At 52.1% G+C, this 21,401-nt stretch carries 19 protein-coding genes and 7 pseudogenes; 18 read left to right on the top strand and 8 right to left on the bottom strand.

Features of this window, described 5'->3' with window-relative positions; all coding sequences use genetic code 11:
- Window positions 1-573: 573 nt before the first annotated feature.
- The 14 genes and pseudogenes from EL29_RS21615 to EL29_RS21555 all read left to right on the top strand — a co-directional run.
- Window positions 574-707, top strand: a pseudogene (locus tag EL29_RS21615) (IS6 family transposase); the annotation flags it as partial.
- A gap of 154 nt (window positions 708-861) precedes the next feature.
- Window positions 862-1,392, top strand: coding sequence for a fimbrial protein (locus tag EL29_RS21610; RefSeq protein ID WP_028715591.1), 531 nt, complete (start codon window positions 862-864; stop codon window positions 1,390-1,392).
- A 246-nt stretch (window positions 1,393-1,638) separates the two neighbouring features.
- On the top strand, window positions 1,639-1,884 hold the full coding sequence (locus EL29_RS21605) for a hypothetical protein (protein ID WP_152548275.1): 246 nt from the start codon (window positions 1,639-1,641) through the stop codon (window positions 1,882-1,884).
- A gap of 144 nt (window positions 1,885-2,028) precedes the next feature.
- A complete protein-coding gene (locus tag EL29_RS21600) occupies window positions 2,029-4,674 on the top strand; it encodes an outer membrane usher protein (protein WP_050442549.1) in 2,646 nt (881 codons plus the stop codon).
- Window positions 4,675-4,716: 42 nt separating this feature from the next.
- A complete protein-coding gene (locus EL29_RS21595; protein ID WP_080695291.1) occupies window positions 4,717-5,514 on the top strand; it encodes a fimbria/pilus periplasmic chaperone in 798 nt (265 codons plus the stop codon).
- A 49-nt stretch (window positions 5,515-5,563) separates the two neighbouring features.
- A complete protein-coding gene (locus tag EL29_RS21590; protein WP_028715589.1) occupies window positions 5,564-6,214 on the top strand; it encodes a fimbrial protein in 651 nt (216 codons plus the stop codon).
- 11 nt (window positions 6,215-6,225) lie between these two features.
- The gene (locus tag EL29_RS21585; RefSeq protein ID WP_080695290.1) at window positions 6,226-6,726 is read left to right on the top strand and encodes a fimbrial protein; all 501 of its coding nucleotides are present in this window, start codon (window positions 6,226-6,228) and stop codon (window positions 6,724-6,726) included.
- A 12-nt stretch (window positions 6,727-6,738) separates the two neighbouring features.
- Window positions 6,739-7,239, top strand: coding sequence for a fimbrial protein (locus tag EL29_RS21580; RefSeq protein ID WP_028715587.1), 501 nt, complete (start codon window positions 6,739-6,741; stop codon window positions 7,237-7,239).
- 10 nt (window positions 7,240-7,249) lie between these two features.
- Window positions 7,250-7,795 (top strand): fimbrial protein, encoded by a 546-nt coding sequence (locus tag EL29_RS21575; RefSeq protein WP_028715586.1) that lies wholly within the window; start codon window positions 7,250-7,252, stop codon window positions 7,793-7,795.
- A gap of 22 nt (window positions 7,796-7,817) precedes the next feature.
- Window positions 7,818-8,798, top strand: coding sequence for an RNA-directed DNA polymerase (locus tag EL29_RS21570; RefSeq protein ID WP_029571501.1), 981 nt, complete (start codon window positions 7,818-7,820; stop codon window positions 8,796-8,798).
- 109 nt (window positions 8,799-8,907) lie between these two features.
- Window positions 8,908-9,750 carry an MrpH family fimbial adhesin gene (locus EL29_RS23555; RefSeq protein ID WP_526023236.1) on the top strand — a complete coding sequence of 281 codons (843 nt, stop codon included), beginning with the start codon at window positions 8,908-8,910 and terminating at the stop codon, window positions 9,748-9,750.
- Window positions 9,751-9,966: 216 nt separating this feature from the next.
- Window positions 9,967-10,620 (top strand): annotated as a pseudogene (locus EL29_RS21565) (IS6 family transposase).
- Between the two features lie 301 nt (window positions 10,621-10,921).
- Complete coding sequence (locus EL29_RS21560) at window positions 10,922-11,143, top strand: type II toxin-antitoxin system Phd/YefM family antitoxin (RefSeq protein ID WP_028715583.1); 222 nt, start codon at window positions 10,922-10,924, stop codon at window positions 11,141-11,143.
- Window positions 11,140-11,523, top strand: coding sequence for a type II toxin-antitoxin system death-on-curing family toxin (locus EL29_RS21555; RefSeq protein ID WP_028715582.1), 384 nt, complete (start codon window positions 11,140-11,142; stop codon window positions 11,521-11,523). Before EL29_RS21560 ends, EL29_RS21555 begins: the two co-directional genes overlap by 4 nt.
- 58 nt (window positions 11,524-11,581) lie before the next feature.
- Here EL29_RS21555 and EL29_RS21550 read toward each other — a convergent pair.
- Window positions 11,582-11,668 (bottom strand): annotated as a pseudogene (locus EL29_RS21550) (IS6 family transposase); the annotation flags it as partial.
- 311 nt (window positions 11,669-11,979) lie between these two features.
- Window positions 11,980-13,350: pseudogene (locus EL29_RS23380) on the bottom strand (EAL domain-containing protein); the annotation flags it as partial.
- 69 nt (window positions 13,351-13,419) lie between these two features.
- On the opposite strand from EL29_RS23380, the pseudogene EL29_RS21540 reads away from it, so the two are divergent.
- Window positions 13,420-14,576 (top strand): annotated as a pseudogene (locus EL29_RS21540) (IS3 family transposase).
- Here the strand turns inward: EL29_RS21540 and EL29_RS23490 are convergent.
- Window positions 14,575-14,745 (bottom strand): annotated as a pseudogene (locus EL29_RS23490) (IS91 family transposase); the annotation flags it as partial. The pseudogenes EL29_RS21540 and EL29_RS23490 overlap by 2 nt on opposite strands.
- 143 nt (window positions 14,746-14,888) lie before the next feature.
- Here EL29_RS23490 and EL29_RS21535 point away from each other — a divergent pair.
- Window positions 14,889-16,493, top strand: a complete 1,605-nt coding sequence (locus tag EL29_RS21535; protein ID WP_028715580.1) for a PglL family O-oligosaccharyltransferase — start codon at window positions 14,889-14,891, stop codon at window positions 16,491-16,493.
- A 78-nt stretch (window positions 16,494-16,571) separates the two neighbouring features.
- Here the strand turns inward: EL29_RS21535 and EL29_RS21530 are convergent, their stop codons facing one another.
- The 3 genes from EL29_RS21530 to EL29_RS21525 all read right to left on the bottom strand — a co-directional run bounded on the left by EL29_RS21530 (window position 16,572) and on the right by EL29_RS21525 (window position 17,446).
- On the bottom strand, window positions 16,572-16,835 hold the full coding sequence (locus EL29_RS21530) for a hypothetical protein (protein ID WP_050442542.1): 264 nt from the start codon (window positions 16,833-16,835) through the stop codon (window positions 16,572-16,574).
- 163 nt (window positions 16,836-16,998) lie between these two features.
- The gene (locus tag EL29_RS23345) at window positions 16,999-17,127 is read right to left on the bottom strand and encodes a hypothetical protein (RefSeq protein ID WP_268748756.1); all 129 of its coding nucleotides are present in this window, start codon (window positions 17,125-17,127) and stop codon (window positions 16,999-17,001) included.
- Window positions 17,128-17,167: 40 nt separating this feature from the next.
- Entirely contained in the window at window positions 17,168-17,446 is a 279-nt protein-coding gene (locus tag EL29_RS21525) for a hypothetical protein (RefSeq protein ID WP_050442541.1), read from the bottom strand.
- A 511-nt stretch (window positions 17,447-17,957) separates the two neighbouring features.
- On the opposite strand from EL29_RS21525, the gene EL29_RS21520 reads away from it, so the two are divergent.
- Complete coding sequence (locus EL29_RS21520) at window positions 17,958-19,166, top strand: AAA family ATPase (RefSeq protein ID WP_028715579.1); 1,209 nt, start codon at window positions 17,958-17,960, stop codon at window positions 19,164-19,166.
- Window positions 19,166-20,137, top strand: a complete 972-nt coding sequence (locus EL29_RS21515; RefSeq protein WP_028715578.1) for a ParB family protein — start codon at window positions 19,166-19,168, stop codon at window positions 20,135-20,137. The genes EL29_RS21520 and EL29_RS21515 overlap by 1 nt, the downstream gene beginning before the upstream one ends.
- A 373-nt stretch (window positions 20,138-20,510) precedes the next feature.
- Here the strand turns inward: EL29_RS21515 and EL29_RS21510 are convergent, their stop codons facing one another.
- Together EL29_RS21510 and EL29_RS21505 are read right to left on the bottom strand one after the other, a co-directional pair.
- Window positions 20,511-20,804 (bottom strand): DUF1493 family protein, encoded by a 294-nt coding sequence (locus EL29_RS21510; RefSeq protein WP_028715577.1) that lies wholly within the window; start codon window positions 20,802-20,804, stop codon window positions 20,511-20,513.
- A gap of 2 nt (window positions 20,805-20,806) precedes the next feature.
- Window positions 20,807-21,177, bottom strand: a pseudogene (locus EL29_RS21505) (STM2901 family protein).
- Window positions 21,178-21,401 lie beyond the last annotated feature (224 nt).

Raw genomic sequence — 21,401 nt, 5'->3', positions numbered from 1 at the left:
GTGAAGGATCCGACATTACTAACTGAGTTTTGTATTTTATCTTGGGGGCAAGTCACTTCAAGTTTTGCTAAAATGTTAAATAAACTTGATTAAAATTCAGATCTGATTGGTAAATCATTTATTTTATTAAGTTCCTAAAGGCTGGATAGAGATTTTTATTGATATGTTTATTCTTTGCTTTATCCCGGAAGTGGCCTTCAAATATTTTAGATGTAAATTTATAAAGATCAGGAAGCTTTACTCAGAACATTTAAAATATAAACTATAAAATAAGCTGTTTATCACGTCCATCCATCACAAAAGCCGCCTACCTTCGTATCAACACGCACATTTTCTAAATCCATATAAAGTAAACAAAATGATTTTGCGGGACATCGATACACTAGTTATGGTTTTTAAGATTTGGGGGACAACCTATTAGTTTGAAGTGAAATATAAATGCACATTTCAATTTCCAATGGCATAAAAAACTATATTTAACTTAAGTGAAACTATATCTTTACTTAGCTTGCGTTATCATCATCATATATGCTGAATATACGATGGTTTTTTACATAAATTGTAGATTTCAAATTTATATTGCTTCGACGAGCGCAGACTATCTTGAAGGGTATCGAACTGCTCTACATGATACGAAAGGGACAATATAAAATACGCAAGGTGGTGGGTTATTACCCGTGGAACAATTCTATTTGCTGGCTACCTAAACAACCTACGACACAACTTTTGCCAACATCATGTCACTAACGCGACAGAGCCTAATATCGACAGGATTAAGTTGGATGGTAAAAAATTCGTTAAAGTGTATTTTACTGCCCGCTTAATATTTCAGTTTATATATAAATCTTAGGAGTGAATTTTATGAAAGTTAAAGCAACTGCAATAATCATTGGCGCCTCTCTGGTAGCCAGCACAGCTTACGCAGCTAAGCAAGGCGAAGGCAAGATCACCTTCACCGGCTCCATTATTGATGCTCCGTGCACCATCAGTCAGGACTCCATTGACCAGACTGTTAACCTTGGGCAGGTTTCCAACGTGGCGCTGTCTGGCGGCGGCAAGTCTACACCAAAACACTTTAGCATCGATCTGAAAGGTTGCTCCTTTGGTACGCCGGCTGCAAAAAACAAGGTGGCAGTGACCTTTACCGGTGCAGAGTCGTCGGCGGTAAAAGGTCTGTTGGGTATCACTGGCTCTGCGCAAGGCGCGGGTGTGGCGCTGACCAAAGGAGACGGTCAGATGGTCAAGCTGGGTGAGCCGACCACGGCACAGACCATGCAGAATGGCAACAACACCCTTGACTTTGCAGCCTACCTGCAGGGTGCCACCGCGTCCAATGCCATAGTGCCGGGCGATTTCACGTCGGTGGCTAACTTCACCCTGGCTTACAACTAAGCCGGTCACGATTTTTACCTCATGAATGTTGGTGCACGTGCATGCGAGGTCTCGCATGCACGTTTTTTCCGACTCCTTTACGCGTAAAGGAGCAAGCCGATGAAAGATATGCGGGCTGTGTTTGTCGTGTTTCCTTGCCTGTTGTCCCCTCCCCCTCACCCAGCCGGGGGAGGGGGAGGGGACAACAGGCAAGACGCCATTATCGACACCTCGTGCGGCTTCGCTGTGGTCAGTCGGGAGCAGGCCATGGACATGGGCATCCTGCCGCTGGCAGATATCATGCGCGATGGCGAGAGGGGTGTGTATCCCTTCGCTATTGAGCTGATCAACTGTTTGTTGCATCGACCCGGCCTATATGCATGGACGCAGTTTCAGGTGATCTTTGACTGCAACGCTGAGAGCGACCTGTTTGGTGTGCAGGGTGAGGCGTCCGGGTGGCGCTGGCCATTTGCGACCGGGCGAGACGCCAGGCGCTGCCGTGGCGGCCGGTGACACCGATGAGCCTGGTGCCGGGTGAAGGGCATCTGGATTATATCCTCACCCTGGTGGCCAACAGCCGTGCACTGAAGTCGGAGTCTTACACCTCGGCGATACGGTTCAGGCAGGATTACTTCTGATGGTTTTGGGGCGGGGATGATGGATTTTTCACCGACAGGAAACGCGGCACGACGGCAGACGTTGGGGCTGTGCATCTCGCTGGCGCTGGGTTCGTCAGTCGCGGTGGTGCGCGCGGCGGAGGATGTGCAGTTCAACACCGACGTGCTCGACGTCAAGGATAGGGCGAATATCGACCTGGGCCAGTTCGCGCGCATTGGTTACATCATGCCAGGCTCGTACACCATGACGGTGCGCGTCAACCGCAATGAATTGCAGGAGCAACCCGTATCTTTCTACGCGCCGGATGATGACCCGAAGGGCAGCGACGCCTGCATCGGCAAGGCACTGGCCGACAAACTTGGATTCAAGGATGCGGTGGTGAAAAAGCTCACCTGGTGGCATGACGGGCAGTGCCTAGACGTGCGCAGCGTGCCGGGCATGGAGGCGCGCGGCGACCTGTCGACTTCGTCACTTTATCTGAGCATTCCCCAGGCCTATGTGGCGTATAGCGACGAGAACTGGGATCCGCCGTCGCGCTGGGATGAGGGCATCCCTGGCTTGCTATTGGATTACAACCTTAACGCCCGCAGTCAGCGCCAGCAGCGCAACGGCAATAACACCATGAGCCTGAGCGGCAACGGCACGGCGGGGGCCAACCTGGGCGCCTGGCGCTTGCGCGCCGACTGGCAGGGCAATATTGAGCACAGAACCGGCCCGGAACAGCCGACCGGGCAGCGGCTGGAGTGGAGCCGTTACTACGCCTACCGGGCCTTGCCGGCGTTGCGCACCAGACTGACTCTGGGGGAGCACTCGTTGGACTCGGGCATGTTCGACAGCTTTCGCTTCGCCGGAGTGAGTCTGGTCTCCGATGACAACATGCTGCCACCGAACCTGCGCGGCTATGCGCCGGAAGTGGTAGGCGTGGCGCGCACCAATGCCAAGGTCGTCATCAGCCAGCAGGGACGGGTGGTCTACCAGACGACGGTGGCCTCGGGGCCGTTCCGCATTCAGGACCTCAGCGACGTGGTTAGCGGATCGCTGGATGTACATGTGGAAGAACAGGACGGCAGCGTGCAGGCCTTTACCGTCAACACCGCCAGCATTCCGTACCTGACCCGGCCGGGAGCCGTGCGTTTCAAACTGGCCGCCGGCCGGCCGTCGACCTTGCAGCATCACAGCAAGGGACCGCTGTTTGGCACCGGGCAGTTCTCCTGGGGTGTCAACAACTGCTGGTCACTGTACGGCGGCGCGCTGGCCGGCAGTGAATACAATGCGTTGTCGGTGGGTATCGGTCGGGACCTGATGGTGCTGGGTGCCCTGTCGTTTGATGCCACCCAGTCGCGAACCCGTTTGCCGCAGACCGGCGAGACCCTCAGTGGTGGCTCGTACCGGCTGAACTATTCAAAGAGCTTCGATGAGTACGACAGCCAAATCACCTTCGCTGGCTACCGCTTCTCGCAGCGTGACTTCATGAGCATGAGCAACTACCTGGACGCCCGCGAGACCGGTCTGCATAACGGCGGCGGTAAGGAGATGTACACCGTCACCTTCAACAAGAATTTCCGGGACTTTGGTCTGAGTACCTACCTCAATTACGGCCATGAGACCTACTGGGACCGGCCGGCCAATGACCGTTACAACCTGACGTTGTCGCGCTACTTCGATGTCGGCCAGTTCCGCAACCTAAGTCTGTCCCTGTCGGCTTACCGCAACCATTACAACGGCGTGAAGGATGACGGCGGTTACCTGTCGCTGTCGATGCCGTGGAGTGACAACGGCTCGGTAAGCTACAACGCTACGGTAAACCGTGACGATACGTCGCACCGGGTGAGTTATTACGACCGCATCGACGACCGCAGCACCTATCAGCTGAGCAGCGGGATGTCACGCAGCGACGCCAATGCCAGCGCCTACGTCAATCGCGAGGGCGATCTAGCGCGCCTGAGCGCCAACGCCAGTTACCAGGCGGGCAGCTACAGCGCGGTGGGGCTGAGCGCGCAGGGTGGCATGACGCTGACAGCGGAGGGCGGCGCCCTGCACCGGGTCGGTGTGACCGGCGGAACCCGCATGCTGATTGACACCGACGGTGTGGCAGACGTACCGGTGCGCGGTTACGGCCGCGCCAGCCGCACCAATGCCTGGGGTAAGGCGGTTATCGGTGACGTCAACAGCTATTACCGCAACCGCGCCAGCATCGACCTCAACCAGTTGGGCGATAATGCCGAAGCTACGCAGTCGGTGGTGCAGGCGACGCTGACCGAAGGGGCCATCGGTTACCGTAAGTTCGGCGTGATTGCCGGGGAAAAGGCGATGGCAGTCATCAAACTGGCGGACGGCAGTGAGCCGCCGTTCGGTGCCACGGTGCTGAATGCCCGCAAACAGGAGACGGGTATTGTCAACGACGGCGGCAGTGTCTACCTGAGCGGCATCAATCCGGGCGACGTGATGACGGTGCACTGGAACGGGGCGTCGCAGTGCGAGGTGCGCATGCCGACGCCGTTGCCGGCGGACATGTTAATGAATACGCTGCTGCTGCCGTGCCACCCGCTGAGTGTGGGCACCCCGTCGGACCACAACACAGACGCGATACCGGCAACGTCCGTGTCGGTCCCGGGCGCCAAACCGGCACCGGCGGCGGACGCCGCGCCCACACCGTTGTCCGATGAAAACGGCCTGCGGTTTTAACGACAACCTTAAGCGGCCCTGGGCCGAACACGAGACAATATCATGCACAACGAGACGGTGAAGAATACGCCCCCCTCCTCACAAAGCGCCCTGCGCGGTGCCGGGCGCCCGGCGCTGCTGGCCGCGCTGCTGCTGGTGGCGCTGGGAGCCCAGCAGGCTCAGGCAGCCATCGCACTGGACCGCACCCGGGTCATTTTTGACGGCAATCAGAAATCGGTGAGCCTGAGCGTCACCAATCAGAACAAGCAGCTGCCTTATCTGGCTCAGGGCTGGATTGAGGATGCGCAGGGCACCAAAATTCAGAGCCCGCTCATAGTGCTGCCGCCGGTGCAACGCATCGAACCCGGCAAGGGGAGTCAGGTTAAAATCCAGGCGTTGCCGGCGGCCAGGCTGCTGGCGCAGGACCGGGAGACGCTTTACTACTTCAACCTGCGTGAAATCCCGCCGCGCAGCACCAAGCCCAATACGCTGCAGATTGCCCTGCAGACACGCATCAAGCTGTTTTATCGCCCGTCGAGTATCGCGATGGACAGCAGTGGGGCGCCGCCACAAATGCAACTGATGCTGACGAAGCGGGGAGACAAGTATGTGGTGAACAACCCGACGCCGTACTACGTTACGATTGTGGATGCGGGCAGCAAGAAGGACACACCGGGCGTGAAAGGCTTTGAGCCGATAATGGTGCCACCAGAGGGTAACCTGCCGCTGTCGGTAAGTGCCGCAAGCCTGGGCGCAAACCCGGTGCTGACCTACGTCAACGACTATGGCGGTCGGCCGCAGCTGAGTTTTCGCTGTAGCGGGGCGTATTGTACGGTAATGCCGGACAAGCAGGGGCGCTGAGGCGGCCTGTGTGCGAGATGGGGTGCTGGTACGCAAGAGGAGCATGACAATGCGCAATAAGGATAAGGAGACGCCCCGCAGCCTCTGGCTGGCCGAGGTGCGTTACTACGCCATACTGAGCGGGCTGGTGCTGATGGTGCCGCTGACGCTGGGTGCGATGCTGTGGCTGCTGCCGGGGGCGCAGGCGACGGTGGACCACGGGGAGGTGGAGGGTGCCAACGGCACTCTCTATATGCAGGGTGCGCTGACGGAGAGCGCCTGCCGGCTGGAGATAACCAGCGCCCGGCAGGAGGTGTTGTTGGGTACTACCGCCGCCGGCAGCCTGACCCGGCCCGGAGCCACCGGTACACCGGTGCATGTGGCGCTGCGCCTGTCGGATTGCCTGTGCAGCCCGTTGGCCAATTTGGACGTGCGCACCGGCAGTCGCAGTTGGGCGCCAAACCAGCCGGCGGTGTCGGTGAGTTTTATCGCGCCGGCAGATACGGACAATCCGCAGTTAGTGCAGGCTGTCGGCGCACAGGGGCTGCGGCTGCGGGACAGTCAGGGTGAGGATGTGCGCCTGGGTGACCGGGGACGCCCCCTGCATCTGATGCCGGGGCAGTACACGCTGGATTATATCATTACCCCGGAGCGCACGGCGGCGACGCTGTCTACTGGCGCCTACCGGGCCGTGGTGGGTTTTCATATGAGTTATGACTGAGGGGGGCAGTAATGTGCGATAAGACGAAAGTCCCAAAGGCTATCCGTCTGGCCTGTATACTCATGGCATGTTCTCTGCTCAGTGATGAGGTTATGGCGGCCATGGCCACAGTCACCGTCAAGGTCACTGTAGTGGCGCCCCCGCCCTGCGTGATAAACGATGACCGACCGGTTGAAGTGGAGTTTGGTGATGTGATGACCACCCGGGTGGATGGCAGCAATTACCGCCGGCCGGTCAATTACACGCTGTCGTGCACTGGCACCTCGAATGCGATGAAGCTGCAGGTTAAAGGCAATGGCGCCGCGTTCGACGTGACGGTGTTGCAGACCAGCAAGACGGGGCTTGGCATCAAACTGCTCCAGGGCGACAGCAAGTTGGCCGTCAACAGCTGGCTGAATTTCACCTATCCGAACAAGCCAGAGCTGTGGGCCGTGCCGGTAAAACAGGCTGGCGCAACGCTGACGGGAGGCGAGTTCAGCGCAGGGGCCACAATGGCCGTGGATTATCAGTAACGGGAGCGAAGCATGAGTAAAACACTAAAAGTCCTGTTGCTGGCAGGTGGTTTGACGGGGAGCATGACTTCGGCACAGGCCAAGGACGGTGAGGCGGGCATGACGTTTCACGGCACCCTGATAGAGCCGCCGCCCTGTACCCTCAACGGAGGTAATCAGGTGGAGGTCGATTTCGGTGAGCGAGTCGGTATCAACAAGGTGGACGGCGAGAATTACCGACAGGGGTTGAGTTATCAAATCACCTGCGATAGACCCGGCAGTGGCAACTGGGTACTGAAGTTGAGCCTGAGTGGCGGTGTTGCCGACTTTGACAAGGAGGCTCTGCTGACCAACAAGGAGAACCTGGGCATCCGGGTATACCAGAACGACACGCCCTTTACGCCGAACAGTACGCTGACGATAGACTCGGGCAACCCGCCGCGTCTGGCTGCTGTGCCGGTGAAGCAGGCCGGGGCAACCTTGACTGAAGGGGCCTTCGAGGCCTGGGCTACGCTGCGGGCCGACTACCAATAAGGGAACCAAGATGAAACATAAGTCAGGCCGTAATGACGCCCGGGCGGTGATGCTCCTGCTGGCAGTGCTGATTGCGGGGCCCGTGCTGGCGGCAGGGGAGAATATTCATCTGTATGGTGCCCTGGTGGCAGAGCCCTGCGTGATACCGCCGGGTGAGGAGGTCATCGCGCTGGATTTTGGTTCGGTTATTGACAAGTACCTGTACTTGAATACCCGCACACAGGGGCAGTCATTCAGCATTCATTTGACCGAGTGTGACGTGAGCCTGGGTAAGACGGTGAAAGTGACTTTCCTGGGCACCGAAAATGCGGCTCTGCCAGGGTTACTGGCGCTTGACGGCGGCAGTCAGGCTACGGGCATTGCGATAGGTCTGGAGACAGAGAAAGCCAAACCGGTGCCGATAAATACGGAGAGCGACACGTACTTGCTGCAGGCCGGGGACAACCGCATTGCGCTGAAGGCCTATGTGAAGGGGGAGCCGCAGGCGATTGCCAATCGAACCATCGGTTACGGCCCGTTCGGCGCGGTGGCGACGTTCGCCCTGGAGTATGAGTAAGCGCTCTTGCCAGATACTAAACATGCAGCAAAACACGCAAATTCTTGAGAGCTGGGAGCGGGCATACCATTGGTTATGTCAGCGGCGCCAGCATGCACCGGCAAACGCGGATATATGGGACCTGAGGTTCTGGTGGTTCAGTGAAAAGCGGGCGTTGCTGAATCGAGTATTGTCTGGCGACTATCGGCTGTTGCCTATGCAGGTGTATCACCGGCACGGCAGAAGCTGGGTGCAATGGTCGGCAAGGGATGCCTTAGTACTCAAATGGGTCGCACTGCAGGTTGAATCTCCACTGCCCCGTCATACACGTTGCCATCACCTGAAAGGGCACGGTGGTGTTAGTGGGTCGGTAAAAGCGGTCAGTGCCGCGTGGCACAGCGGAGCCAGGCGTTATGTCTACCGGACAGACATTCGCGGCTATTACCGCCATATATTGAAGCATCAGGTTGAAGGACAACTGCGCAGATATATAGATGATGACGTCTTCAGGGGGTTATGTCTGCAATGGCTCAATTATAGCGTCGACGATGGTGGTGATATTTACACGCCGGAAAAAGGAATATGCCGTGGTAGTGCGCTTAGTCCGTTAATTGGTGGCAGTCTGTTGCGGCATATAGACAGTTATTTTGCATCGCGAGAGGAATTATTTTATGCCAGGTATATGGATGACTTTATTTTATTCACCAAAACGCGTTGGCATTTACGCAAGGCAGTTAAATCGCTGCATGAATTTTTTGATTTGGGTGGATTTGACGTTCATCCAGATAAAACGCAACTGGGCAATATTGGAAGAGGCTATGACTGGCTGGGCATATGGTACTCCCCGCTGGGGCCCCAGATAGCGCCGAGAGCATTAGAGAACCATCGGGAACGTTGCGCGCGGCTTTATGAGCAAGCCAGGTATCGGAGACTGTCGAAGACAGAAACCGAGGCGTTGGTGCGTGCCTATGAAGACCGGTGGTGTGTATGGGCAGGCCGTCAATTGCAACTTGCAGACGGGTAATTGCCCAATGGTTGAATTTAAGGGTGCCTGATGCGACATCCCACCGCCGCCGCAATCGTCACGCGCGGCGCAAGCGCAACACCGCATTGAACCCCAAACACAAGGTGAAATGATGCCATATAGAAAAGACCCGGACCGCCAAGGTTCGACCCCCACCCACCGAGTACTCGGTATCCTCACGTTACTCGCGTCCGTGACCGCACCAACCCCGTGTCTATCCGAAAAATCTCCACAGATCGTCATAACTAACGTGAGTTACAACAGCCGTCCGTCCGATCCCTATCCCATCTGCGTCAATACCGCGATCGTCTATGACCGAGAGACGACCGTGGGAATACCTCCATGCCCGCTCACCATGTGTCACTACGGGATCTATCTCCAGACCAACTTCACCAACCACTGGGATGTCGGAACAAATAAGTTAAACAACGCCACAATAGAAGCGCCCCCCGGACTATCGTGGGCACAACTCAGGTATAAATATAGTGAGCACGCGAACACTTACTCGCTGTGTACCACTCCGCCCCCAAATGCGAAAAAAATGCGGGTATGCGTCGGCCTAAACCCGCACCCCTACGAGAATGTTATGGGGTCAATAATACTCGAGAACACAAACGATTGCGCTGACGTCCCCGCGCGGACCGTAACGTGCTCCGTGGACTCTGTAAACCTCGACCATGGGGTTCTCTCCGCCGACCAGGTAAACGGGCACACCACAACATCGCTGCTCGGCTTATCCTGCAGTGGACCAGCCACCCTCAGGATATCAATGGCGACTGAACGGATCAATCTAGGGGATGGGATAAAGTCGAGGGTGACGGTTAATGGCGTATCAGGGGGGGCGATTGTCTCCTCGGAGGGGCCTATCGTTATTACGTCACAGCTCTCTAGCTCGGGGCCCGTCGAGGGCCCCCACAGCGGTAGCGGGGTCATAATACTGTCAATAGAATAGCATACGTCACACACTTGGACCGTCGTCGCCTCAGGATTCGTCTTTAACATGCAGTTTTTTGAGGTTGTGTCGATACCGTGCAAGTTGACACAAGCGTCGCGCGATTTTTATGGCAGCCAACAGATAATATTGTTCCGCCGCTTGCAACCCTTCACTTGGTTCTGTCGCATTACGACGCGGTCAGGATACATGCTTTTTTTACGATGTTTCCTGACCATGTCTCTGCTCCGAAAAGCCTTCCGTCGCTCGCATTACCCCACAGTCGTTATCGCTCAGTGAGTTCGCTGGTATCTCGCTTATGCCCTCAGACTACGTGATCGCGAGGAGATAATGGCAGAGCGCGGTATAGTCATTGACCATTCCACGCTGCATCGTTGGGTTATCCGTCTGGTCCCCTTGCTGGATAAGGCCTTTCGCCGACACAAGCGCACAGGATGGACGTGGGTGGCGAATGGATGAACCTACATCAGAGTCAAAGGCCAGTGGAAAAATTTGTACCGGGCAGCATATACCGACGGCCAGACTATCGACTTCCTACTGACCGCCAAACGAGATGCTGCTGCGGCATTACGCTTCTTTCGCAAGGCCATTCGACACCACGGCGACCCTGAGATAGTGACCATTGATAAAAGCGTTGCCAACATGGCAGCGTTGGCAACGCTGAACACAGGTAAACCATACAAAGAAGCGATTATCGTCAGGCAAAATAAGTATATGAATAATCTGGTTGAACAAGATCACCGTAACATCAAAAGCCGCATACGCCCAATGCTGGGATTCAAATCCTTTCGTCGGGCCCAGACGATCCTAACCGGCATAGAACTGCTCAACATGATACTAAAAGGACAATATCAACAACTGAAAAATTAGGTATTGTCACCCGCGGAGCAATTCTACTTGCTTGCTGCCTTAATAACCTACAACGCAACGTTGGTCAACCTCATATCACTAATGCGACAGAATCGTTCAGTCTGCGTAGGGAATGGTCTTTTTGACTGGAGCCGTCCAAGTCTTTCAATGAGTACCTTCTCACCACCGAGCGAACATATGGCTGATTTATTTTATGTTCAGAGCCAGATAGTGCCCGGTTGGACACTCTGGGCATTCTGTACACCTTTGCATTTTTCCATGTCAACTGTACAATTGACATGAACAGGTAAAAGGGGGGTCTATGAACAGTTACACATATAGCAATGCTCGAGAAAATCTGGCTGCAATTCTTGATATGGCGGCGACTGGCGAACCAGTTGAAGTCACTCGGCGAAATGGTGAAGCAGCAGTGGTTGTGAGCAAAACCGAGTTTGAGCGTTATCGCAAAGCAGCGCTCGATGCTGAATTTGCTGAGATCATGCAGACACACGGCACGGCGTACACCGAACTTTCAAAACGATGAAATTAGTCAGTTCACAGGAAGTGATCGAGTTTCATGATCGCTTAATCTCGCGTGATGGTGGTGTTCCAGGCATGGCCGAACCTGGCCGCGCCGATGCCATCATTCACCGCGTGTTAAACATGCATCATTATGACGGCGTTACGGACATTTACGATCTGGCCGCCGTGTATCTGGTCGCCATCGCACGCGGTCACATTTTCAACGACGCGAACAAACGAACGGCGCTGTTTGTCGCTCAAGTTTTTTTGAAGCGCAATGGCGTACAAATCATGAGTTCACGGATTTCGTTTGATGAAATGCAGATTATCGCTGTCAACGCTGCAACGGGTGAATATACCTGGAAGATGGTTTCGGACCATCTAAAGGCAATAATCCTTTAAATTACCTGCCAAGGTGAAGCGTTCCGCGACGAGCTGTGTGTAGTGGTAAACCAATATTGGCCACTACCAGAGACCAGCGAACGCACTGAACGATAACATCGGTAGAGTAATGAAAGCGACAGAAGGCTATGCAGATCAGAGATATAAATAGACAATATGACAAAAAAGAGCATATTACCTGGCAACGCCTTAATGCGATAGAACCTAGGTACGCCTGAAGAAAGGGGTTTTAGATTAAAAATAAAGCAAAACCGACATTTTTACGCACAACCCATCACGATATCGCACCATTAGGGTGGGACATCGCGCTACTGTCCTGGTCAGTCGCCCTCAAAAAGAAACGATCCAATCTCCTAACCATGAACAATTTTATCTGTTGGCTGCCTAAATAACCGACAGCGCAACTCACCTTTTGCTAACTTCTCTAAGCTAATGCGACAGAGGCAGGGAAGCTGCCTAGTGTTCAGTGGGACTTTCATTTCTAGCCTGATACCAGACTTCCAAATCCCCAGGCCTAAGCGGCCTTGAAAAAACATACCCCTGCACTTCGTCACAACCCAGCCCACGTAATATCTTTACTGTCTGATCATTTTCCACACCTTCAGCCAGTACGACATAATCGAGTTGTTTAAGCAGTCTGACAGCATTACGGACAATAATGCGGCTGGTTTTGTCGCTGCCAATCTTACTGACGATGGAGCGGTCGAGTTTAATGATGTCCATGGGGATCTGACGCAAATAGTTGATATTACTGTAGCCGGAACCGAAATCATCCAGAGATATCTTAAATCCTCGCGACCTCAGCATCTCCAGCCCATTGAGAGCAGCTGGGCTTTCCAGCATCTTCTCCGTTTCTAAACATTCTACGCCGAGTAAAGCGGGAGCCAGCCCGGCGCTTCGTATTTTTTGTTCAAGTTCATCAGCAAAATCGGGCCGAGAAAAATCGCTGGCGGCCAGATTAATAGAGACAGGTAGAGAGATTCCCCGATCACGCCATTGACTTAACTGGGTGATAGCATGATCTATCACCCACTCCGTAAGCTCTCGCATCAGGCTGGTTCTTTCCACCAACGGGATAAATAGCTCGGGTAGAACTTCACCATGCTCTGAATGCTTCCAACGCAAAAGTGCTTCGACGCCCGTAACCCGCCCCGTCACCAGCGAAACCTTCGGCTGATAGACCAGATATAATCCACGGTCTTCTTGGAGCGCCTATTTCAAGCTGGTGAGCAGGCTAAAGTCATTCTTCTTACGAGTATCCAGCGCCTCATCATAGGTCATAAACCGGTGGCCGTGAATTATCGCCTCGTGCAATGCGCTGACTGCGCGGCGCAGGATTTCAACCGGCGTCATTGAGTTACCACAATCCACTGAATCGGCGATATGAATATCCAAATCCAGAGGAACATCAGGATTGATTCTGGCCTGTATTCCCCTCAGGCACAGGGCGATATTCTCGAGTTCCGAATTCTCCTTTGCGTAGGAGAAATAAGCAAACCGTCCCACCGCGACGGCATAGAGCTGCCCAATTAGTTGCACCTGGCCTGAAGCTCTACCGCCATGTCACGCAATAAATTCTCCACAGCGGTCATGCCCAGTGAGCGGGTGATTTCATATGCAAACGGCATGTCGATACAGTCAATGATGACGAGTTTAAACGTGCTCTCTTTTGAAACAGCGATATCTTTGAGCATCTGTTTCCGGTTGGGTAGCAGTGTCACAATATCGATATATCCGACGTCATGCCATGATGCCAAAACTCCCGGCCAACTGTCCAAAAATATTGATCTGCTCGTCTGATAGTGTCCGCGGCTGAGTATCCAAAAGACATTGATCTTACCCAGCAATAGTGGGCACGCGGCTAAGTGAGTAAACTCTCAACCAGAGGTAGCTCACATGACAAAATCCGTACCAGCCAGTAAAAAGCCCCGCAAACAATACTCGCCGGAATTTCGCGATGAAGCCCTTAAACTCGCTGAACGCATCGGCGTTGCCGCTGCCGCACGCGAACTCAGCCTGTATGAGTCGCAGCTCTGTAAATGGCGCAGCAAACAGCAGAGCCAGGCAACTTCTACTGAACGAGAGAGCGAACAGGCTGCTGAGATTGCCCGCCTCAAGCGGCAGTTGGCAGAGTGTGATGAGGAACTCGCCATTCTCCAAAAGGCCGCGACATACTTCGCGAAGCGCCTGAAATGAAGTATGTCTTTATCCAACAGCATCAGGCTGAATTCAGCATTAAGGCGATGTGCCGGGTACTGCGGGGGTTGCCCGCAGCGGCTGGTATGCCTGGCGTAAACGGCGCACGGTCGTCAGCGCCCATCAGCAGTTCCGGCGTGGCTGCGACAGCGCCGTCCGGGAAGCATTCACCCGCGCAAAGCAGCGTTACGGTGCTCCCCGGCTGGCGGATGAACTTCATGAGCAGGGGCGGACGTTTAACGTGAAAACCGTGGCTGCGAGCCTGCGCTGTCAGGGGCTCAGAGCAAAAGCTGCCAGGAAGTTAAGCCCAGTCAGCTACCGTGAGCACGGCCTGCCGGTGTCGGAGAATCTGCTGAAGCAGGACTTCAGTGCCAGCGGCCCAGTGGTCAGGAGACATCACATACTTACGTACCGACGAGGGCTGGTTATATCTCGCGGTCGTCATCGACCTGTGGTCGCGGACCGTTATCGGCTGGTCGATGTCATCACGGATGACAGCGCGACAGGCCTGTGATGCGCTGCAAATGGCACTGTGGCGGCGTAAACGCCCGGAAAATGTCATCGTACATACAGATCGTGGCGGGCAATACCGTTCAGTGGATTATCAGACTCTGCTAAAGCGGCACAAACTGCGTGGCAGCATGAGTACAAAGGGGAATTGTTATGACAATGCCTGCGCGGAAAGCTTCTTCCACTCCCTGAAAGTGGAATGTATCCACGGCGAGCGCTTTGCCAGCCGGGAAATGATGCGGACGGAGGTGTTTAATTATATCAAGTGTGATTACAATCGCTGGCGACGCCACAGCGCCTGCGGCGGTCTCAGTACGGAACAGTTTGAAAACCAGAACCTCGCTTAGGGCCGTGTCCACATAACGCGGGTAGGATCATGGCGCAGGTAACGTATTTAAGCATGCGCTCGACAGAGAGTTTAGTCCAGTCGCTGAGCTGATGGCTATTCTTCTCAAGGAAGTGCTCCCAGCCGTTATCGTACTGGAACAAGATCTTTGCGGGCCGCGGTATGTACATGAAAGACAATATAAAACACAGGGATAAGGGTGGAAAGGACTTCGGCTGTGCAGCAGACGATCTCACGCCGTAGGCGTGCTACCGTTCGGTTGTCAATTTCGTTCTGACTCATCAGCAAAAAACTTCGTAGGATACGTTTCATTATGCAAGAGAAAAGTAAAGACTGGTTATTCCGGCTACTAGCGTTTTATTTAATTGTTGCCATGCATATTTACTGGCCTAACAGAGGTGGTAGTGGATTTTATTTACCGTGGAATATGGTAGGCATGATCCTGCTGGCCATAATTACTCTGATGACTATGAAAATGGCACGAGCTCCGCTGGCGAGGTCGCGCTTTTTTAAGCACCTGATTTCAGGCTGTGTCATCTTGTTATTACCGCTATTATGGACCCGTGCGCCCTATTTTGGGGAGGCGCTGCCCCGATTTATCGGACTACTTGTGTGGGGGGCGGCCTATTTTTCCCTGCTGCAATACCGATTAAATCGCCAGTCGCGTCATCGGCTATTAGTCCTATTGTTAGCTGCCACCGCCATAGAAGCCTGCTGGGCTGCGCTGCAATATTTTTGGACTATGGCGGATCAAACTATCCCTTACGGTATTTTCCAGCAGGTAAACATGCTGGCCAGCTTTATGGCCTGCGGGCTGGCCCTAGCCCTTTATCTGTATTGCGGTTCTACCACGTGCCGCCTGCAATGGCTGATTAGCTTCATGCTGCTATTGGCTCCTTTTTTATTGCTAATCTCCTTTTCGCGCATCGGGTTACTGGCATTTATCCTGCTCACACCTTGGCAATTGGCAATTCTGTACCGCGTTTCTCGCAGGCGCTGTACTCTGGCCACGTTCCTGATCTTTGGGGGTGTGCTAGCAGCGTTATTTATGCTTGATATCAAGGGGGCTCCACGTGCGATAACGACCCTTTCTACCGTCAGTTATCGTCTGAACGGCTGGCAAGAAGCCTGGGTAATGCTTTGGGAGAAACCGATACTGGGTTGGGGTTACGGTAGCTTTCAATATCAGTTTCTGCATCATATTCATCAGACACATCCTGATTTATTGCAGAGTTTCAATCTCTCTCATCCCCATAATGAACTATTGTTCTGGGCAGTAGAAGGAGGCCTACTAAGCCTGTTTGGGATAGCGCTATTGGGACTCGGACTATGTCGATTGCTGCGTCGACGACTGCTACTGCCACGACAGCCCACACCTTGGATAGTTATATTGCCGATTGCGTTACATATGATGGTGGAATACCCGCTATATCTTTCTGCTGCACACGCCATCTTTCTGTTGGTGATTCTGCGGGTCTGCGATGTACGGCAGGGTTATCGCCAGACAGCAAGAACACAACAGTTTACACGGATTACTGCTGGCGGCCTATCCCTGCTCACCCTGCTGTATATGGTTAATGGTCTATACAGCGCATTGATTATTACCGCAGTAGAGAAGCAAGGGCTAAAGCCTTTCAGTGATATGCAGTTCGTGATTATGCCTACTCCTTGGCAGACGCGTTATTACTTTGATACCCACCTATACCAGTTACTGAAATATCCGAAGTCAAAAGATTTTACCGCACTACTGACGTACAAACAGTGGGCAGAAAGTGAAATCCGTGTACGGCCAGAAGCCAACATTTATTTTAACCTGATATTGGTCAATCGATTACTACAGCAATCGCAACAGGCAACGTTGCTACAATTGGAAGCACAACGGCTGTTTCCGGAAGACATGCGCTTTAAGGAAGAATGATGCTTAATATCCAATTTACCATCTTAGATAGCAATAACCTTTATCGACTGAGGCTACGCTATGCGTTAACGGATTATCTTAGTAGTGTAAAAACGGATCATTATTCCCCGTTACTACGGGCACCGCGGGAAAGAAAATAGATACCGTCGGCTCGCCAAGAATCTCGCGGATGAGTGACAGTTTATAGTCCGTCAGCGAGGCCGCAAATGCTCGTTGTCTTTCCCCATTCATCCCATCAAAGCTGATGATGACTTCAACCCGGCTGGCCGGCTTAGCCGGGCGTAGTTTAGTCAGGTCCCGCAGGTCTTCCTGCAGCGTTTTACCCTTCAGTCCGAAGTTCATGCATTTACCTGCTTCAAACCCGAGCCTGAATTCCACTCAGTAAAGCAGCTTTTCATTGCACTCTCAGACTGACGTGTAAACCTTAATACTGCCCGTATACAGCACAGGTAATGCGGCTTCCTAAACTGCCGCGGCATCACTGACATTTCTGTAGAGATGGCTTTTAAATACAGTTTTCGTCCTTTTCGTATTCCATATCAAGGTCTTTGTTCTGGAAAAACGGGCCGTTGTGACTATATTTAAACCCTTCGCAGGTGACGTTGATCTGCTGGATGTCGCGGAAACTGCTCATGGCGGCCGTCTGAATGGTTCCGTTTCAGAATTCGGTAAGATTAAGCGTGCATTTTTACAAATCTGTCACTAGCAGGATCGAGGTTTCTGCCTGTTTTTTTCCACGTTTCAGTGGCCTGAAAAGCGGAGCGTGTCCCAATAGCCGCCCACAGCAACTGAAGAACCGCAGAGTCGATGACGCCAGGCTGCTCCATGAAAATCAGCTGAACAATAAACAGTATGTTTACCAGAAACCCCCATTCCCCGGCACTTTTTCTGTCTTTACCTATAAGTTTTCTCAGACCGATAAACCCCAGCACCGGATAAAATAATCTGTTCATTGTAGCCTCACAAATTTATCAATCATATATCAGTTTAAATATGATTTTTGCCGCTTAAGCTTTCTGCCTATAAGGCTATAACGTCTAACCAAGCTTGTGATGATTAGTCACTTTTCATGAATATTCAAGCCAAGATGACTTTGTAAAACAAAAGATCATTCATTTAAACCGCATCAATTAGATCTGGGAATTTCACTTTGAAATAATTAAATTAATCATAATAAAAACAACAAGTTAAATGTGAAACCTAACTGGGTAATTATCGTATTTCATGCATAGCATAGCTACTTAAACATGGAGTAGGGCAGGGCAGCATTTAGCCTCTTTCGTAAACATCTTCATGAGAATAAAGGCAGAAATCATACGTCATCGCTCTGATAAAAGAGAAAGTTAACATTACGGTTAAAACATACAATTCAGCCATGTACAACATTTTCACATAAAATTAAAAAAGTTGCACAAAACCAATTTAAATGTACACTGCCTCAAATGGTTGTCAACGGAGCGGATGATGAAAAGTAATTATGGTGGAGTAGATGAAACCGCGCGCAGGGCTAACGCCATGTTACGCAGCATGAGCGATGATATTATTGATAAAAGGCAGGAGTTTGGTCTTGATCAGTTCTATCAGACCTATACGCGTAACTCTGTTGCCAATTTGCCTAAGCTCAGTCGCCGTGCTGTTGAACAAGCTATAGGAGAGATGGAGTCAGAAGGTCACGTATTTGGTAAGAAAGATGCTGGTAACACCAAGCACTATGCGTTGACAGTTCAGGATGTTATCGACATCTATGCACACAGGAATGTGCCTAAATACCGCGACATCCATAAAGGGGAAGGCCCTTTTGTCATTTTCGTGGTCAATCTCAAGGGTGGCGTCTCAAAAACGGTAAGTACCGTAACTCTCGCGCATGGTTTACGTGTTCATCCTGACTTACTGCAGTACGACCTCCGCAATCTTGTCATTGATCTTGATCCTCAGGCGTCCAGCACGATGTTCCTTAACCAGGCTAACAGCATTGGGTCTATTGTCGAAACTGCTGCCCAGGCTATGCTGAATGATTTGGATGCCAGTCAACTTCGTCAGGAAATCATCAAACCCACCATTATTCCCGGCGTTGATATTATCCCTGCATCTATTGATGATGGTTTTGTTGCCAGCCAGTGGGACCGCCTTGTTCATGAAAATTTACCCGGCGTATTGGCCTCTGAAGTGCTTCGCCGAAATATTATTGACCGTATAGGTGATGACTATGATTTCATCTTTATAGATACGGGTCCGCACCTTGATGCTTTCATGCTAAACGCGATAGCCGCAAGCGATTTACTTCTCACGCCAACTCCTCCTGCTCAGGTTGATTTTCACTCAACTCTTAAATATCTGACGCGCTTACCAGACATGCTTGAACAACTGGAAGAGGAAGGCATTACGCCGCGTATTAAAGGAAATATCGGGTTTATGTCCAAAATGACGTCGAAACGGGATCATGAAATGACCCATGGTCTGGCTCGTGATGTTTTTACGTCTTACATCCTTGATGCCACGTTACCGCGACTCGATGGTTTTGAACGATGCGGGGAAACATTCGACACAATCGTAAGCGCTGATCCACAGTCATATCCGGGCAGTACTGAAGCACTGAAAAATGCCAAAAGAGAGGCTGAACGCTTTACCCAGGCTGTGTTTAAGCGCATTGAGTTCGTAAGAGGGATTAACTGATGAAAGAATTGAAAAAAATGGGCCGCACACTGGGTAATTCGAGCTTCAGCAAAATGCTGAGTGAGACGGAAAGTGTTCGAATCTTCACACTCAAATCCGGGGCAGAAGCGCGATTTACACTTACGAAGATCCTTCATGATAATATTGAAACTCAGACATATGTTAATAACGGCGTGAATGGCCGAGATCAGACTTTTTTAACAGAACACTCAGTCAGTGATATTATCCGCACCATAAAACTTCAACAGTTTTTCCCTGCAATTGGCCGCGAAATTAAAGGCCGCATTGAGGTGCTGGACGGTTCACGCCGCCGTGCCGCATGTCTATACAGCGGCATGCCTTTTGAAATTCTGGTTACAAAAGACGAACTCTCGCTTTCTGATGCCCGTCAGTTAGCGATTGACATTCAGACTGCCAGAGAGCATACGCTGCGCGAACTCGGCAACCGGCTGAAGTTGATGTATCCGGAACATATGAATCAGTCTGACATCGCTGCTGCGGAAGGACTCTCTCCAGCAAAAGTTACGCGTGCGTTTCAGGCAGCTTCAGTGCCTGATGAAATGATTGCCGTATTTCCTTCTGCCAGCGAACTGTCAATCAACGATTACAAGACCTTACTTGATATCGCCGAAAAAGCCACGAGCAGACAAGTCAGTGTAGAAGAACTTGTATCTTGCGTGCGTGAACGCATAGGGAAAGACCTGTTAGCTGAACATGATGACGTTACGGTTAAAACCAAGATCATTAATCATTTTCGTTCAGTATGCGCTGAGCCTAAGAATGCACGCGCCGCAAAAAAAATCCAGACAGAAAAGATTGCTGAGTTCAGTGACAAAAAACAGTTTGCCCGTAAGAAAACTGACGCAGAAAAACGACTAATTACATATGAATTTTCAAGGTTACCCGCCGCCTGGCAGGCTGAAATGGATGACGCGATAAAGTCGGTTATTGAAAAAATGCTGAAAAAATAATTTGGAAAGAGCCACAGGTTGAGGATCGTATTGGTAATAAATACGGTCCCAAATTTAAAAAAACCCAATCAAAAATCCTATAACTTACTGTTTTTGTGAAAAAAACCAAGTTAATTTCAGGCTGAAATCCCCCCATTTTTACCTTAACGGTTTAAAGACCTGATGATGCGCCACTGAGAGTCATTACATCAGCTTCATAAGTTAAAGGCGTCTTTCACAATGACATAACTTCCTGGTAAAAACCATTTTCGGTCTCATACATGGATAAGAGAGTGATATTTGCCGTTGCCGGCTCGGGCAAGACCACGCTGCTGATACGAGCGGGAGCTGGTCAAACACTCCTGCTGCATGGCCCGTACCCAAACGGGCCTGATTATTCGAAGCACCACCGACCTGCACGGGCGGATTCAATGAGCATTTCTATCGTAAGAGTGACGGCCTCGCGCGGGTTTCTGGGATAATAGCGGCTGAACATCACCTGATCGGAATCCATCCCAAACGCTTCGAAGACGCTCTGCAGGCATTCGGCCGCATCTTCCGGGTCCAGCTTCATGTCCAGGTTGAGCGACGTTTCAGGCGTAAGCGTTTTTTTCCGAAACGTCAGCAGGGCACGACCGTTCCACGGCTCAATGAGCGCCATTACGCGCGCCTGCGTCTCAACTACCATGACTAATCCTCCACGCGGGCGATTGTGTTGTACCGGTTGACCGTGTGAAAGCTGATATCGGCAACATCTCTGGCCAGAATCACCCAGCCCACCACAGGGATCGCACGCCCGATAAAAGTGCTGAGCTTGTGCGTCCATCGTATACGCGCCGTCCTGGGGGATATCCCCCTACGGCAGTGGGAAGCTGCATGCTGAAGGGGAATTTGGCGGTCCCGAATACTCTGCGCGCAGCACGTGAAGAGTAGGATGTGCCCTTTTCCGCATCGCGCGGTTTGGCACGGGTAGTCAGGACATTTCGCCCGGAAAGGATGGCCACGATCGCGCCGAAGTCATCAACGTCCAGCTGTCCGGCGACTTCCTCGCAGAAAATCATGAAAAAGAGCTCACCTGCGGTCAGATTTGGCCTACCGGCGTAGAATTATGTGTCATTGAGTTCTTCAGTCATGTCCACTGCCTGCTCCCGAAAGTTCAGCTTCAGTGAAAATGTTCGCGCATCTTAAACAATACCCGCCACGTTCTGACCTGACAACCTGACAGTCAGGGACATGACTGTCAGGTTCAGTAATTCAACCGAGACTTCCTTCAGCTATACAACAC

The sequence above is a fragment of the Pantoea ananatis LMG 2665 genome (genome assembly GCF_000710035.2).
Lineage (GTDB): Bacteria > Pseudomonadota > Gammaproteobacteria > Enterobacterales > Enterobacteriaceae > Pantoea > Pantoea ananatis.
This window is presented reverse-complemented; position numbering and strand designations above follow the sequence as displayed.